This is a genomic window from Meishania litoralis (genome assembly GCF_042611095.1).
GTDB classification, from domain to species: Bacteria; Bacteroidota; Bacteroidia; order Flavobacteriales; family Flavobacteriaceae; genus Meishania; species Meishania litoralis.
In genome coordinates, this window is record NZ_JBHFPV010000005.1 from 22,987 (window position 1) to 38,044 (window position 15,058).

The 15,058-nt window shown below is 41.4% G+C and carries 16 protein-coding genes and 1 pseudogene; 9 read left to right on the forward strand and 8 right to left on the reverse strand.

From position 1 onward, the window contains the following. The first annotated feature begins 63 nt into the window (after nt 1-63). On the forward strand, nt 64-834 hold the full coding sequence (locus ACEZ3G_RS15265; RefSeq protein WP_432426384.1) for a S1/P1 nuclease: 771 nt from the start codon (nt 64-66) through the stop codon (nt 832-834). A gap of 206 nt (nt 835-1,040) precedes the next feature. Here the strand turns inward: ACEZ3G_RS15265 and ACEZ3G_RS15270 are convergent, their stop codons facing one another. Both ACEZ3G_RS15270 and ACEZ3G_RS15275 read right to left on the reverse strand, forming a co-directional pair. Continuing rightward, the gene (locus ACEZ3G_RS15270) at nt 1,041-1,643 is read right to left on the reverse strand and encodes an alpha-ketoglutarate-dependent dioxygenase AlkB family protein (protein WP_432426385.1); all 603 of its coding nucleotides are present in this window, start codon (nt 1,641-1,643) and stop codon (nt 1,041-1,043) included. Next, a pseudogene (locus ACEZ3G_RS15275) lies at nt 1,640-2,511 on the reverse strand (AraC family transcriptional regulator). The gene ACEZ3G_RS15270 and the pseudogene ACEZ3G_RS15275 overlap by 4 nt, the downstream one beginning before the upstream one ends. Before the next feature lie 234 nt (nt 2,512-2,745). Between ACEZ3G_RS15275 and ACEZ3G_RS15280 the strand changes: the two are divergent. Beyond that, a complete protein-coding gene (locus ACEZ3G_RS15280) occupies nt 2,746-3,327 on the forward strand; it encodes a hypothetical protein (protein WP_432426386.1) in 582 nt (193 codons plus the stop codon). A gap of 63 nt (nt 3,328-3,390) precedes the next feature. Here the strand turns inward: ACEZ3G_RS15280 and ACEZ3G_RS15285 are convergent, their stop codons facing one another. The 3 genes from ACEZ3G_RS15285 to ACEZ3G_RS15295 are packed head-to-tail and all read right to left on the reverse strand — an operon-like array spanning nt 3,391 to nt 4,814. After that, nucleotides 3,391-3,693, reverse strand: coding sequence for a DoxX family protein (locus ACEZ3G_RS15285; RefSeq protein WP_432426387.1), 303 nt, complete (start codon nt 3,691-3,693; stop codon nt 3,391-3,393). Nucleotides 3,694-3,752: 59 nt separating this feature from the next. Next, nucleotides 3,753-4,427 carry an MOSC domain-containing protein gene (locus tag ACEZ3G_RS15290; RefSeq protein WP_432426388.1) on the reverse strand — a complete coding sequence of 225 codons (675 nt, stop codon included), beginning with the start codon at nt 4,425-4,427 and terminating at the stop codon, nt 3,753-3,755. Nucleotides 4,428-4,457: 30 nt separating this feature from the next. Then, a complete protein-coding gene (locus ACEZ3G_RS15295; protein WP_432426389.1) occupies nt 4,458-4,814 on the reverse strand; it encodes a DUF6249 domain-containing protein in 357 nt (118 codons plus the stop codon). Nucleotides 4,815-4,877: 63 nt separating this feature from the next. Between ACEZ3G_RS15295 and ACEZ3G_RS15300 the strand changes: the two genes are divergently transcribed. From ACEZ3G_RS15300 to ACEZ3G_RS15315, 4 genes are read left to right on the forward strand one after another with little or no spacing between them, the layout of a single operon-like run. Further along, the gene (locus ACEZ3G_RS15300; RefSeq protein WP_432426390.1) at nt 4,878-5,543 is read left to right on the forward strand and encodes an RNA polymerase sigma factor; all 666 of its coding nucleotides are present in this window, start codon (nt 4,878-4,880) and stop codon (nt 5,541-5,543) included. Further along, nucleotides 5,524-5,937, forward strand: a complete 414-nt coding sequence (locus ACEZ3G_RS15305) for a hypothetical protein (RefSeq protein ID WP_432426391.1) — start codon at nt 5,524-5,526, stop codon at nt 5,935-5,937. The genes ACEZ3G_RS15300 and ACEZ3G_RS15305 overlap by 20 nt, the downstream gene beginning before the upstream one ends. A gap of 57 nt (nt 5,938-5,994) precedes the next feature. Beyond that, nucleotides 5,995-7,593 (forward strand): solute:sodium symporter family transporter, encoded by a 1,599-nt coding sequence (locus ACEZ3G_RS15310; protein ID WP_432426392.1) that lies wholly within the window; start codon nt 5,995-5,997, stop codon nt 7,591-7,593. 33 nt (nt 7,594-7,626) lie between these two features. Next, nucleotides 7,627-8,439: an inositol oxygenase family protein gene (locus tag ACEZ3G_RS15315; protein WP_432426393.1), complete on the forward strand. Its 813-nt coding sequence runs from the start codon at nt 7,627-7,629 to the stop codon at nt 8,437-8,439. A 46-nt stretch (nt 8,440-8,485) separates the two neighbouring features. Here the strand turns inward: ACEZ3G_RS15315 and ACEZ3G_RS15320 are convergent, their stop codons facing one another. Then, nucleotides 8,486-8,890, reverse strand: coding sequence for a hypothetical protein (locus ACEZ3G_RS15320; RefSeq protein ID WP_432426394.1), 405 nt, complete (start codon nt 8,888-8,890; stop codon nt 8,486-8,488). Nucleotides 8,891-9,121: 231 nt separating this feature from the next. Next, nucleotides 9,122-11,008 (reverse strand): molecular chaperone HtpG, encoded by a 1,887-nt coding sequence (gene htpG / locus ACEZ3G_RS15325; RefSeq protein ID WP_432426395.1) that lies wholly within the window; start codon nt 11,006-11,008, stop codon nt 9,122-9,124. A 172-nt stretch (nt 11,009-11,180) separates the two neighbouring features. Between htpG and ACEZ3G_RS15330 the strand changes: the two genes are divergently transcribed. Both ACEZ3G_RS15330 and ACEZ3G_RS15335 read left to right on the forward strand, forming a co-directional pair. Next, the gene (locus ACEZ3G_RS15330) at nt 11,181-12,191 is read left to right on the forward strand and encodes a 3-oxoacyl-ACP synthase III family protein (protein WP_432426396.1); all 1,011 of its coding nucleotides are present in this window, start codon (nt 11,181-11,183) and stop codon (nt 12,189-12,191) included. A 202-nt stretch (nt 12,192-12,393) separates the two neighbouring features. Continuing rightward, nucleotides 12,394-12,753 (forward strand): CoA-binding protein, encoded by a 360-nt coding sequence (locus ACEZ3G_RS15335; RefSeq protein WP_432426397.1) that lies wholly within the window; start codon nt 12,394-12,396, stop codon nt 12,751-12,753. Between the two features lie 83 nt (nt 12,754-12,836). Here ACEZ3G_RS15335 and ACEZ3G_RS15340 read toward each other — a convergent pair whose 3' ends face one another. After that, nucleotides 12,837-14,318, reverse strand: a complete 1,482-nt coding sequence (locus tag ACEZ3G_RS15340) for a sodium:solute symporter (RefSeq protein WP_432426398.1) — start codon at nt 14,316-14,318, stop codon at nt 12,837-12,839. A gap of 68 nt (nt 14,319-14,386) precedes the next feature. Here ACEZ3G_RS15340 and recR point away from each other — a divergent pair, with 68 nt between their 5' ends. Then, nucleotides 14,387-15,007 (forward strand): recombination mediator RecR, encoded by a 621-nt coding sequence (gene recR / locus ACEZ3G_RS15345; RefSeq protein WP_432426399.1) that lies wholly within the window; start codon nt 14,387-14,389, stop codon nt 15,005-15,007. Nucleotides 15,008-15,058: the final 51 nt, after the last annotated feature.

Sequence of the window (15,058 nt, forward strand, 5' to 3'; positions counted from 1 at the left end):
GGCATTACGTGCCTGCGCCGAGCTTATCGAAGCATGATCATAAGAAACAATAAATAGCAACGCATGAAACATATCTTTTTTCTACTCTTATTGTTGACCCAATTAGCATGGGGCCATGTGCCGGTTTGGTCAAAAACCGGTCATCGTGTTATTGGTGAAGTCGCCCAAGAACATTTAAATGGAAAGGCCAAAAGAATGATCAAGAAACTGCTGGACGGCCAAAGTCTTGCCGCAGTATCGAATTTTGCCGATGAGATCAAGGCCGATTCCATTTATCGAAAATTCGGTTCTTGGCATTATGTCAACATTCCGAAAGGTAAAAAATACCGTGATGTAGAACCTTTTAAATATGGAGACCTTGTTACGGGGATCGAAGAATGCGTCCGTATTATAAAAGATGATGAAAGTTCACGGGATGACAGGGTATTTTACCTCAAAATGCTTATTCATTTAATTGGCGACCTACACCAACCCATGCACGTAGGCCGATTGGAAGATAAGGGAGGAAACGATATTCAGGTACAATGGTTCAACGATGGGAGCAACCTTCATAAAGTTTGGGATGCCAATATGATCAACGATTATGGCATGAGCTATACCGAGTTGACGGCAAAACTCCCGAAGTTGGGCAAAAAGCGGAAGAAGGAGCTTCAAGAAGGTGCGGTTTTAGATTGGGTCGAAGAATCTCAGGAATTGGCCGATCAAGTCTATGATTCGGTAGAAGTGGGCGAAAAATTATATTATAGATATGGATATGTTTGGTGGGCTACGGTCGAAGATCAACTTCAAAAAGGTGGACTTCGATTGGCAAAAGTGCTCAATGATATTTTTTAATGTATTGATTATTAGACGCATATAGTCTGAATTTTATCCAAAAAATGGTTTTTTTATCGAGTAAATATAACTTGGTACAAGATTTGAAGTTATCTTATTGATGAAATTGGCCGCGGGGATATTAAAAGATCTGCCCAAGTCTTTTAAAGATAGCTTCCAATTTTGCGAAGGGCGCTAAAAAATCGGTTTTCAACAAAACCGATTTTTTATTTGATTTTTCTAAAGGTCAGATTGATACGTTCCCCAATAGATTTTGATGTTTTCGGAATCTGATGCAACCAGCTGTGCTGCGTTTCGCCCTTCATAAGCAATAGACTTCCGTGTTCCAGAAGTATTTTATGTTTCAATTCGGGCCGGTTTCTGTGCTTGAGATTAAAGTAACGCTCTTGGCCCAACGAGACCGAGGCTATTATAGGGTTGATACCCAACTCTTTTTCATTGTCGGCATGCCACCCATTGCTGTCTTTTCCGTCTCTGTAAAGATTAAGCAGGCAACTGGTAAACTGCGTTTCGCAGAGATTCTCGATCCGTTCTTTTAGCACCTTTAGTTCGGGCGTAAAATTTCGCGGTTGCATCGTAATGTTCGAGTATGTATATGTTTTGTCATTGTCACCGTAAAGTGCCGTAAGCCTGGGCTGTGGGTAGACCTTTCCGAATACCTTGATCGAATCTTGTTGCCAAAGAATGGTAGTTTTGAAAAGCCGTAAAAAATAATCTGCTTCTTCATGGTCGAAAAAGTTAGGGTAGTAATGGATATCACTATCTGGCAATTTTAGATTCTGGGGTCGCCGCACAAATTGAGAACTCATGACAGTACTTGTTTAAGCTGACTTCGGTATTGTGAAGGGTTCTGGCCCGTAAACATCTTGAACTGTTTGTTGAAGTGCGAAAAGTTATTGAATCCGCTTTCAAAACAGACCTCGGTGATGCTCAAGGTTTTTTCGCTCAAAAGTTTAGAGGCATGTACCAACCGATATTCGTTCACGAACTGAACGAAGGTCTTGTTCGTTATTTTTTTAAAATAACGGCAAAACGAAGGCACGGTCATGCTGACCAAATTGGCAATTTTGTCCAACGTGATTTCTTCCTTGAAGTTATTTCGAACATAATTGAATATAACATTAATCCTGTCATTGTCTTTCACCTCGGTTTCCATAGAAAACCTTCGGCGTTCAATATTTTGAAGTCCTTTGATTTACCGAGCTCGTTCAGTATGTTCAGAATGGAGAGCAATCGCTGAAAATCGCTTTGATATTCCAAGACTTCGATTTTATCGCCTATCTTAAGTTTGGTGTTGCCGGTAAAGGCGATGCCTCCCTTGGCCATTTCAAAAAGCCCCTGTATATTTTTCATTTCGGGAATATCGAAGAATTCGTTTCCCAAAAAATCCTGTTTCATTTGAACGACCGTTTCGCTCAGATTTCCGGTCAAACTATCCGTAAATCCGCAATGCGGAAGATTGCTGCCGATCAAAATCAGATCACCGTCAGTGTAATATGAGATATGGCTTCCTATTTGGCGCTTGCCCGACCCGCCATTGACATATACCAATTCGATCTCAGGATGGTAATGCCAAATATTGTTTTTGTTCAATCTATGTTCATCGAACTTCTGGTAAGTAAACGAGTGGCCGAAATTGGGTTCTATGGCCTCAAAAGTAGGTTTCTGTTTTAGCATATCACTTTAATATTCTACGCTAAAGTTACGTTGGCGATAAATAAATCATCTCTGCAAAATTAACCAAAATATGTTCAATATTGCCCCTTATAGGCTCTTTAGCTCATTTTGATGTTAAAATCACATATAAATTGGAAAATTGAGCAGTAGTATATCCTTCAGTCTCCACATATCTTTGCCTTATAAAATTTAGTATTAACGCCCGCTTTTTAGAGCGGCTTAAAAACAAAAGTTATGAAGAAAGTAATCAGAACAATCGCAATGGCGGCCATATTATTTACAAGTATCAATGTAAATGCAAATGAGCCGAGAATTATCACATCGAACGATTCAAAGAGTTTGGTTGTACAGTTGGAGGCAAAATCTGCTGCCACCTTGGTACGATTGGTTGATACAGAGGGTAACGTCATTTTCAATGACAATGCCAAAAATGCAAAGGCCTACATGAAGAAATTCGATTTGAATGCATTGCCGCAAGGGTTTTACATTTTAGAGCTCGATGATTCGTTACGGACATTGACCTACTCCATTGAAATTGACAAAAACAGTGTCAATATCCTATCAAAAGAAGAAAGTTTGAAGCCGGTTTATACGAAAACAGAGAATAAGCTTCTTTTGAATCTTCTCAATACGGGCGAACAAAGTATTGAAATAAAAGTTTTCGATAGCAATGACCATATTTTGTTCAGCGAGGTAGTGACCGACACGGTAGTTTTGAAAAAGGTCTTCAATTTTGAAACCGCCCCCAAAGATACCTATAGCATCGTCGTGAAAAAACAAGATGAAGTTTATTACGAGACTTTTGATTTGAAATAAATTGTTGTTTAAGTTGAGTTAAGATGAGAAAGGGGCCTAAGGCCCCTTTTTTAATAACTTGTATCAAACCTGTAAATACGAATATGCCCAATACATCAATAAAAATTGAAGGGGTATGCGTAGTACCAACATCCACTTCGGAAGACCCATGGAAGCCCTTTTGTCGAAAAGCATATGAAAATGCACCGGTAGAAAAAAGATGAGCATTGCGATTATAAAGTAAAGGGCAATTTCTTTGGTATTGGAAAAGAAAAGCGCTGTACCAAGAACTATCTCCGCCAAACCGGTAAGGTTTACCAAAGGTTTATGGCCAGGGAGATATGCCGGTAGAATGCGCATGTATATCTTGGGTTTTACAAAATGCATGATGCCCGCAATTATATAAACGATCGCCATTAGATAAAGATGCCATTGCGAGGTCATGTTCAGCGTAGGTATTTTTTCAGGCGTTCGCGCTTATATTCGGGTAATGAAGTATTGCCAACGGCCAATTTTACCAATTGAGGGTCCTTTTTTCGCGCCAATATGACTTCGAAACCCTGCTTTACGGTCAAGGGGTTTTTAGATTGTTCGACAAGAACGAACTCATCTTCCATACGGACTTCGCCTTCTTCAAGAATACGAACATAGGTGCCCGAATGGGCGTGGTCGATGAACTGTTTTAAGATTGTTTGGTCTTCAAAGCGAACACCAAGTTTGTAGCACGGTTCACGGGGTTGTGAGACTTGAACCAGTGCGGTGCCGACCTTATAAATATCACCGATCCGCATCGATGATTCATCCATGCCCAGAACGGTAAGGTTTTCCCCGAACATGCCCCAGTTCCAATCGAGATTTGGATAAAGGTTTTTCCAATACGGGTATTGGTCCGCTGAAAAAAGGTAGCATGCTTTGTTTTCACCGCCATGGTTGACCCTATTGATAATCGTATCTTTGGCCACATCGTTTTTGGTGAGAAAAAGCGGCGAATCTACAGGATATTTGAAAATACCGGTTTGTTCATTCTTGCCATTCCATTCAAAAGTAACGGGTTTGCCGATATTCGTTGAAATTACCCTCATCTTGTAAAAATAAAAAAAACCACGCTCAAATCTGAGCATGGTTTTGTATAGTCTTGAAAAAGAAGTTGATCAGTCCTCTTTATCTATTTTTTTGGTCAAAAAGAAACCGATGAGCAGGCCTGTACCCGCCATTAAGAAAATGGAACCCGGCATGGCAATATCCCAATTGACATTTAAGTTGAATCTCAATATGCCACCGATCATAATTCCGGCACCAATGCCCATTAGCAATAGGGCCAAATTAAGAATCAATATTTTCCAAAAAGGTGCGGCTTTTTCACGTTTTCCCTTAACAAAGATGCTGGCGTCGGCCCCTTTTTCGATCAAGGCCATACGTTCTTTGTTCCGTGTTGAAAAATAAAGGTAAGCGATTCCGAAAATAACTAGAAATAAACTGATGAATGCAATGACCCCAGATCCTCCCATGATGTTTGTTTTTTAATTGATTAATTTTATTAGGTTCATCGTTATGACGATCAAAAAGAAACCATGGTTACAACTTTTTCAAAAAATATTTTTAGGGCACTTGTAACCGAAGGGCATTTTTTACCGTCAAAGGGATACATGCCAACGGACACCGACCGACCATATATCGAAAAAGTTTTAGATGGAGATACCACGGCCTTTGCCGTTCTGGTCAATCGTTATAAGGATATGGTTTTTACCTTGGCGCTGAAGATGATTGGAAATAGAGAGGAAGCCGAGGAAGTTTCGCAAGACACTTTCATAAAAATCTATGAAAAACTGAATGGCTTTAAAGGGGATTCAAAATTTTCTACCTGGGTCTATCGCATAACCTACAATTCGTGTTTGGATCGAATCAAAAAAAATAGAAAGGAACGTGATACGCTGACTATCAATGCTTTTACCGAAAATCAGATACCGGCATTGGAGACTGCTTTTGATATAATGGAACGTTCTGACCGTAAAAAAGTAATCAACGAATGTCTTGATAAACTGCCGGGTGAAGATAGTATGGTGATCCTACTTTATTATTATGATGAACTATCATTGGCCGAAATTTCAGAGGTGATCGGTGTCGGCCAAAATCACGCCAAAGTCAAATTGTTTCGCGCGCGAAAACGTTTGGCAACGATATTAAGGCAACGACTTGAACCCACAATATTGGAAAATTATGGAGCGAAAAGTGGATAAAGAATTGGACAAACTTACCGAAAAGTTGCTGAAAGATTTCTCTCGAGAAACCCCATCCGTTGATTTTACGACGAAGGTAATGGCAAGATTGGAAGTTTCCTCTGAAACCCCTGTCATAAGTTATAGCCCTTTGATATCGAAAAAAACGTGGGCAGTTTTGGCTGTGGTGATAACCTCTATTTTTGTTTATTTGATTTTCGGGAATATTCAAATCGAAGATTCGTGGGCCATATCAAAAATCGCCTACCTATGGCCCGAAGTAAACACCTTGGTACTGCCAAGTTTCAAAATTTCCAATGCTTTTTTATACGGTATAGTCGGATTTACCATTTTTGCAGGAATTCAATTCTTTCTTCTTAAAAACCATTTTGATAAACGCTTTGCCCTTCATTGACGGCTTATTGTACGAATTTTAAAGGTCATGTAATCTTAATTACTATTTTTATGGGCAATGGCCTTACTGACCTTTCTATTATTTACAGGATTCGTTGCATTTTATGCGACTTGGAAACTTCGCCAGGATAAATTGAATACACGTGATGGATTTTTCCTTGGAGGAAGATCTTTGACCGGTATCATTATCGCAGGGTCGCTTTTGCTGACCAATATTTCGACCGAGCATTTGGTCGGCATGAACGGTTCGGCATATAAAAACGGGGCCATCATCATTGCTTGGGAGGTAACTTCTGCATTGGCCTTGGTCATCGGAGCGCTCTATTTTGCCCCGAAATATTTAAAAATGGGCCTGACTACCATTCCCGAGTTTTTGGAAAAACGGTTTGACGGCCCGACCCGAACGTTTGTCGCACTGCTTTTGATCATTTCGTTCGTGGCGACCTTGTTGCCCATAGTACTTTACACAGGTGCCCTGAATATCGAGGCGATTTTTGAGATTTCCGATTTATTGAAGGTTTCCCAAAGTGAAGGGATTTGGATTACTATTCTGGTAGTCGGGGTCATCGGTGCCGTGTATGCTATTTTCGGGGGATTGAAAATGGTGGCCTATACCGACACCATAAACGGGTTTGGCCTTTTGGTCGCCGGACTCCTTGTGCCCATTCTTGCCTTGTTAAGTATCGGTGACGGAAATCCGCTCGACGGCTTGGCCAAGGTTTTCGAAAATAGTCCTGAAAAATTCAATGTCATTAGTAAGGAATCGGGGGTTGGTGAAGGTTCTCGATCTGCAATTCTGCCCTTCGAGGTTTTGTTTACGGGCTTGATGGTCAACCAAGTTTATTTTTGGACGATGCACCAATCGATCATTCAACGGGTCTTGGGGGCGGTCAATCTAAAGGAAGCCCAGAAAGGATTGCTTTTTACGGGCTTACTGAAGATTTTGGTACCGCTGATAATCGTGTTGCCGGGCCTTATCGGTTTCTATTATTTTGGCGAAAGTCTATATGACGATTCCGATAGCGTATATCCTGAACTGGTGAAGAAGGTATTGCCGTTGTGGTTGACCGGTTTTTTTGTGGCGGTAATGATGGGGGCCATTCTCAGTACGTTCAATAGTGCCCTGAACAGTGCGGCCACGGTTTTCAGTTTGGGCATTTACAAAAGATATATATCCAAGGAGGCCAATGAAAAGATGCTGGTCAAGATCGGAAAATGGACCTCGGCCCTCTTGGCGGTTTTCGCAATTGGGATCGCCCCCTTTGTGGCCAACGCACCCGAGGGGCTGTACCAACTGCTGCAACAGCTCAACGGTATCTTTTTCATTCCCATTGCCAGTGTGGTCGCTGCGGGATTTCTATTTCCAAAAGTTTCGGCTACCGGAGCCAAAATCGGATTGTTGTTCGGGCTGCTTTTTTATGTTGTGATGTATTATATGATCGAGGTCGATTTGCATTTTGTACATATTTGGGGCATCGAGTTCGTTCTGAACATAGGCGTCATGCACTTGGCATCGGCATTGTTGCCGAAAGATGAAAAATTCGAAATGAAGGATGCTGGCGTTCTAGATTTGGATCCCTGGCGGTATGCAAAGCCCTTTAGTCTTTTTTTGGTCGTCTTTACCGTAATTTTGTACCTTGTATTAGGAAATGTATAATAACACTTTAGCCGTAAGTTTTTAATTAGTTCCATGGAAGAGAAAACCTTTAGAAATTATGAAGCCCCCGATGTTTCGGCAGCTGTCAAGGAACATTATCGAAAAATGCGCAAAAATCAGACCTATGATTATGTGCAACGAATGCATAAGAAGTACTTGAAGTTCGATAAACCCATGGATCTTTGGGAGGCCATGCGACACTTGAACAGCCTGATCGATGTCAGCGATCCCGATCTGGATCTGCCGAACGTACAACATTTGATCCAGAGTGCCGAGGCCATTCGGGCCGAAGGTCGCCCCGATTGGATGCAATTGACCGGGTTGATACACGATCTTGGTAAGGTCATGTTCCTGTGGGGCAGTGACGAAGATGGTACCAGTCAGGCCGAACAATGGGGTATGGTAGGCGATGTATTTGTAGTAGGTTGCAAACTTCCAGATTCATGTGTATATCCCGAGTTCAATGCATTGAATCCAGATATGCAAAATGAAGATTACAATACTGTGACCGGCGTCTATGAGAAAGGATGCGGACTTGACAATCTCGAACTTGCTTGGGGCCATGATGAATACCTATATCAAGTATTGAACAACCACGAAGATAACAAACTGCCCGAAGAGGCCATGGTCATGATCCGATATCATTCGTTCTATCCTTGGCATTCTGGGGGCAGCTATCAAGAATTGCTGAACGAGAAAGACCAAGAGTACTTAGAGATCATCAAAGATTTTAATAAATACGATCTCTACACCAAGAGCCAAAAAATATATGACTTGGAAGATGTACTGGATCATTATCGGCCGATTGCGGAAAAATATTTAGGTACGGGCCCTATCTATTGGTAGCGAAAAAAGTACGGATTACTTTCTAAACTTAGTATACCGCGATTGTCTAAAACAATGGATCGACTTCGCAATGTTCCCTTGCCTTTTCTTCCAAAACAGTTACCTTAATGGTACTTTCCCCAACGTTTTCGAGATCATGGGTCATTTCGTTCGATATGCATTCCCAATAAAATTGATCACCTTTTGAAAGCCGTAAGAGTACGACTTGTCCGTTAATGTTACGTGATACAAGTAGACCATCGGAAAAACTGGTACAACTGTAGTTGTTTCGGTGGCGCCTGAACGGAATACGTTCAGAAGGTCTTAATTGTATTTCCCAAAGCCTGATTTCGGCATTTTCGTAAAGGGCCTCACCGATAGCTTCGCTGAATTCACCTTTTTTTATTTCGTTCAATTTCGCCTCGTCCCATGAGTCGTATCCTCCTTCTGCAATTATTTCTGTGGCTTGCATTTTCTTTTTGAGATTTTTTTGAAACAAAAATACGTTTGAATGCAAGAATTGGATTTTATTTAGAAATTAATTTACAAAATAGCTACTGGTAGCAACCCCTGAATTAATTACTTTCTTAATAGAATCAATGCCCGTTTACTTACAATCATAATGATTTTTTGGTATATCCCCCCCCAAAAAAAAACCGCTTCAAAAAATTGAAGCGGTTTTTTTGTTTCACCCACATAAGGCCTATTTCACCATTTCGTAACTGCGCTTGATGAATTCGGTCAGTTCTTCGCCTTTTAGCAATCCTTTCGAAAGTCTCGCCAGATCGATGGACTGGTTTATCAAACGCTCCCGTTTTTTGGCGGTCTTGGTGTTCAAGATTTCCCCGACAAGTTCGTGGTTCGTATTGACTATTAAATTGTACATCTCAGGCATGTTTCCCATACCGAACATGCCCCCGCCGGTTTGTTGCATTTCTTTCATACGGCGCATAAATTCAGGTTCGGTGATAATAAATGGCGAAGCATTGCTGTCCATTGCCTCTAATTGAACCGTGTATTTCTTGTCTTCGATGATCTCTTCCAAACTTGTTTTGAGTTTTTCCTTTTCCTCATCGGAGAGTTTTGAAATCGTGGTATCGTCTTTTTTGATAAGGTTATCCAAATGATCGGCATCGACCCGTGCGAAGGAAATTTTATCTTTTGAAGTTTCCAATTTTTGCATCAAATGCCCGATAATGGGCGAATCGAGCAAAAGAACCTCATAGCCTTTTGCCTTGGCGGCCTCGATATAACTATGCTGCGCCTCTTTGTCAGAAGCATAGAGTACGACCATTTTTTCATCTTTGTCGGTCTGGCTATCCTTGATTTTTTCCGTCAACTCCTCGAAAGTGAAATAGTTGCCGTCAACGGTCGGGTACAAAGCGAATTTCTCCGCTTTTTCAAAAAATTTGTCCTCCGAAAGCATCCCGTATTCGATGACGATCTTGATATCGTTCCATTTTTTTTCGAAGTCCTCTCGATTGTTCTTGAAAAGTGAGTTCAATTTGTCGGCCACTTTTCTGGTGATGTAAGAGGATATTTTCTTCACCGCGCCATCCGCTTGCAGATATGACCTTGAAACATTCAACGGAATATCGGGCGAATCAATGACCCCGCGCAACATGGTCAAGAACTCAGGTACGATACCCTCGACATTGTCGGTCACAAATACTTGGTTCTGATAAAGTTGTATGCGGTCTTTTTGTATGTTGAGGTCGTTGGTCAATTTGGGGAAGTAAAGTATTCCCGTTAAATTAAAAGGATAGTCAACGTTCAAATGAATATTGAACAAAGGTTCTTCGAACTGCATGGGGTACAACTCGCGATAGAAAGACTTATAATCCTCATCCTTAAGATCTGAAGGCTGTTTGGTCCATGCCGGATTCGGATTATTGATAATATTATCGACCTCTTTTGTCGGGGCCGGATCTTCTTCTTTGGCACCTTCCGGTTTTGGAAGTGTTTCGGTCTTCGTTCCGAACTTGATCGGAATCGGCATAAACTTGTTGTACTTCTGCAGAAGACCAGTGATTCTTCCTTCTTCTAAAAACTCTTTTGAATCATCTGCAACATGAAGTATGATTTCGGTACCTCGATCTTCTTTCTTTGCTTTTTTGATCGTGAACTTGGGCGAACCGTCACATGACCAATGAACCGCAGGTTCGTCTTTGAAACTTTTTGTAATGATCTCTACCTTTTCGGCAACCATAAAAGACGAATAAAACCCTAGCCCGAAATGGCCAATGATTCCTGTATCCTTGGCACCATCTTCATACTTGTTCAAGAATTCTTCGGCACCAGAAAAGGCCAATTCGTTGATGTATTTTTTGACCTCTTCCTCGGTCATTCCGATACCTTGGTCGATAACATGTATTTTTTTGCCCTTTTTATCGACCTTCACCTCAATTTGGGGTTCGCCATATTCAACACCCTTGGCCTCACCTATTGAGGTCAGATGTTTTAACTTGAGCGTTGCATCCGTCGCATTGGAAATTAATTCGCGAAGAAATATTTCATGATCACTATATAAAAACTTTTTGATTAGCGGAAAAATGTTCTCTACCGAGACATTGATCTTACCTGTTGCCATTTTTTGTATTGTTTTATGTTTGTCACGTTTCAGCAGTCAAAAAAAATACCATTGTTCGCTATCGTGACAAACTGACACACTTATTTGCTGATTATATAGGGCTTTGAAAGAACAATTCGTCTATAATCACTAGATTTATGGCGCTTAAACTAGATTTAAAGAAGAGATACCCATGTACAACTCAAAAATTATAGGCCTCGGTCATTATGTGCCCGAAAATGTGGTGACCAACGATGATCTTTCAAAAATCATGGATACCAGTGATGAGTGGATCCAAGAACGTACCGGAATCAAGGAACGTAGGCATGTCAAAAAAGAAGGTGGTGAAACCACAACAAGTATGGGCGTAAAGGCGGCGGAAATTGCCATTGAGCGTGCAGGTATCGCCAAAGATGATATCGACTTTATCATATTCGCCACTTTGAGTCCTGATTACTATTTTCCCGGCCCGGGAGTCTTGGTACAGCGCGATTTGGGTATAAAAACGGTTGGCGCACTTGATATTCGCAATCAATGTTCGGGCTTCGTTTATGCCGTCTCTGTGGCGGATCAATATATCAAAAGCGGTATGTACAAGAATGTTCTGGTCATTGGCTCCGAGGTCCATTCCAAGGGACTCGATATGACTACGCGGGGCAGGGGCGTTTCGGTTATTTTCGGCGACGGTGCGGGTGCTGCCGTCTTGAGCAGAGAGGAAGATACCTCGAAGGGAATTCTTTCTACCCATTTACATTCCGAGGGGCAACATGCCGAAGAACTGGCCCTTTTGGCACCCGGTATGGGTGGCCGTTGGGTCAGCGACATTGTCGCGGACGATAACCCAGATGATGAGTCTTATTATCCGATAATGAACGGTCAGTTCGTCTTCAAGAATGCCGTTGTAAGATTCAGTGAAGTTATTATGGAGGGGCTGAAGACCAATGATCTGCAACCGACCGATATCGATATGTTGATTCCGCATCAGGCCAACCTCCGTATTTCGCAGTTCATTCAGAACAAGTTTCGTTTGAGCGAAGATCAGGTATATAATAATATTATGAGGTATGGCAATACTACTGCAGCCTCAATACCCATTGCGTTGACCGAAGCTTGGGAAGAGAAAAAAATCAAGGATGGGGATCTGGTCGTGCTTGCCGCCTTCGGAAGCGGATTTACCTGGGGTAGTGTTATAATAAGATGGTGACCTTATTAAAGGTGAAACCCCGACAATACTGCCGGGGTTTCTTTCGCTGATAGGCTATACTAAACACTAACCATTAACTATAAACATATAGCGTTATCAACGACTTTATTGTCTCTCGTACCTAAATTTGATATCTCTATATCAAAATATAATAGACGAACCTTTATCAAAATAGTTACGTGTTTATCGTAACTTTAACAAAATGCAAAAAACTCTCGTATTCGGAGCTTCCTTAAAACCTGATCGTTATAGTAATTTGGCAGTGAATCGCCTTTTAGACCATAACATTGAAACTGAAGCTTTCGGTCTCCAGAAAGGTAAGATCAGGAGCGTACAAATAAAGACCAATTCAGCGGATTTTCAAAATATTCATACGATAACTTTATATATCGGTATGGCACGTCAGCCTGAATATTACGGAGATATTCTTAAAATAGACCCCAAAAGGGTCATCTTTAATCCAGGTACGGAAAATCCCGAATTCCAAAAAATACTTGAAGAACGGGGTGTTACGGTAGAGATTGCCTGTACCTTGGTTTTATTGGCCACAAATCAATACTGATTCTACCATATCTAAAAATAGATTTTTTTCTATTGAAAAATTAACATTTCATGTAAAAACGATCATCGTTATTTTTGGCGATTTTATCGATCGTGGCCATTTTGAGGTAATTTTTTCCGGATCAATAATAGGCCGATAAAAGTGATTAGACCGTTCAATGGGAGCAACTCGTAGCCTAGAACATACCCCCCTAGGTTTTCTGGAGGAATCTTTCCAAGTATATAGCACAAAACTACCGATGTCAAGGCTACGGCCCAGACATAACGGTCCTTGACCTGATATTTGGTAAAAATACCAAAGGCAAAAAGACCGAGCAGTGGACCATATGTATAGCCGGCAACCTTGAGCAGACCATCTATTACATTGGTGTCCAATATGTGTTTAAAGGCGATTACCACGATTATCAGCAAAACGCTCATGCCCACGTGCGTTATTTTTCTGATTTTCTTTCGACGGGCTTCGGGCTTTTTTTCGATACCGAGAAAATCGACACAAAAGGAGGTCGTCAAAGAGGTCAAGGCGCTATCGGCGCTACTATAGGCGGCGGCTATCAATCCGAGCATGAAGGTGACGGCCACGACAATACCAAGACCACTGTTCAATGCTATTTCAGGAAAAAGCAAGTCCGATTTTGGTTTGCCATCCATCAAAGGCAAGGCTATTTGGTATTTATCGGCATAAATGAACAGCAAAGCGCCCAAGAGCATGAAGACAAAAGTTACGATTACGAGTACCACGCTAAAGCTCACCATGTTCTTTTGGGCATCTTTCAACGTTTTGCAGGTCAGGTTCTTTTGCATCATATCTTGATCCAAGCCGGTCATACAAATGGTTACGAACATACCGCCCAAGAATGACTTGATCAGATGTTTGCTATCCTTAAAGTCATCGATGAAAATAGTTTGGTTATATTGTTGGAATTCAGACGAGGTCAAAAACTCCGAAAAGCTCCAATCCAATTGGTCGAGTACAAAATAAATCGACAATCCTACCGAAATAAGCATGAACAGCGTTTGCAAGGTATCCGTCCAAACAATGGTCTTGATGCCTCCTTTGAAGGTGTATATCCATATCAATAAAATGGAAAGCGTTACGGTCAGTTCGAACGGTACTTTCCATGCGTCGAATACAAATTGTTGCAGTACAATGGCGACCAAGAATAATCGAAAAGCCGCTCCCAATACCCGTGAGACGAAAAACGAAATAGCGCCCACCTTATAACTGACAAAGCCAAATCGGTCATCGAGATATTCATAAATGGATGTTACGTTCTGTTTGTAGTAAATAGGAAGCAATACATAAGCAGTAACCAAATAACCCAAAAAGTACCCGAACACGACCTGCATATAACTAAACTGGGAAGCTTCGACCCAACCTGGTACCGAAATAAAGGTAACGCCAGAAAGTGAGGCGCCCACCATGCCGAAGGCCACCAAGTACCAAGGTGAGGATTTACCGGCCTTGAAAAAATCGTCATTGGAGTCATTTTTTCCAGTGAAATACGATATAAGTAAAAGCAGTACAAAGTAGCCACAGATAAGCAGCAAGATGTTGGTCGGAGTCATTCAATTTATTTTATCGTAAAGTACGAAAAGTAAAAATAGTATGTAATTTTGTCCGGTAAACCGAGCGAATGGATTTTTCTTCTAAATTATTGGAAAATGCGGTCTATGAAATGTCGCAACTGCCGGGAATCGGCAAGCGCACCGCGTTGAGGCTGGTACTGCATTTGCTGAAACAACCTGCAGAACGCACGACCAATTTATCCGATGCCCTGCAGAAGCTGCGAAATACCGTTAAATTCTGTTCGAGTTGCCATAACATTTCAGATGTCGAGACGTGCGAGATCTGTGCGAATCCCAAACGAGATGAGACCACCGTTTGTGTGGTGGAGGACATTCGCGATGTCATGGCCATTGAAAATACGGGTCAATATAAGGGGCTATACCATGTTCTAGGAGGAAAGATATCTCCAATGGAAGGGGTAGGGCCGCAAGACCTGACAATCGTTTCTTTGGTAGATAAAGCTAAAAAAGGAGTAATAAAGGAACTTATTTTTGCGTTAAGTTCAACGATGGAAGGCGATACCACCAATTTTTATATCTATAAGCAATTGGAAGGATTTGATATCAGTACCTCGACCATCGCCAGGGGTATCGGTGTGGGTGATGAATTAGAGTACGCCGATGAAATTACACTTGGTAGAAGTATCATGAACCGAATTCCGTTTGAAGGCTCCCTAAAAATGAACTAACACTACATTAAATTTATATTTAGGGGTGTTTTTTTAGTATTTTTGCAAAAA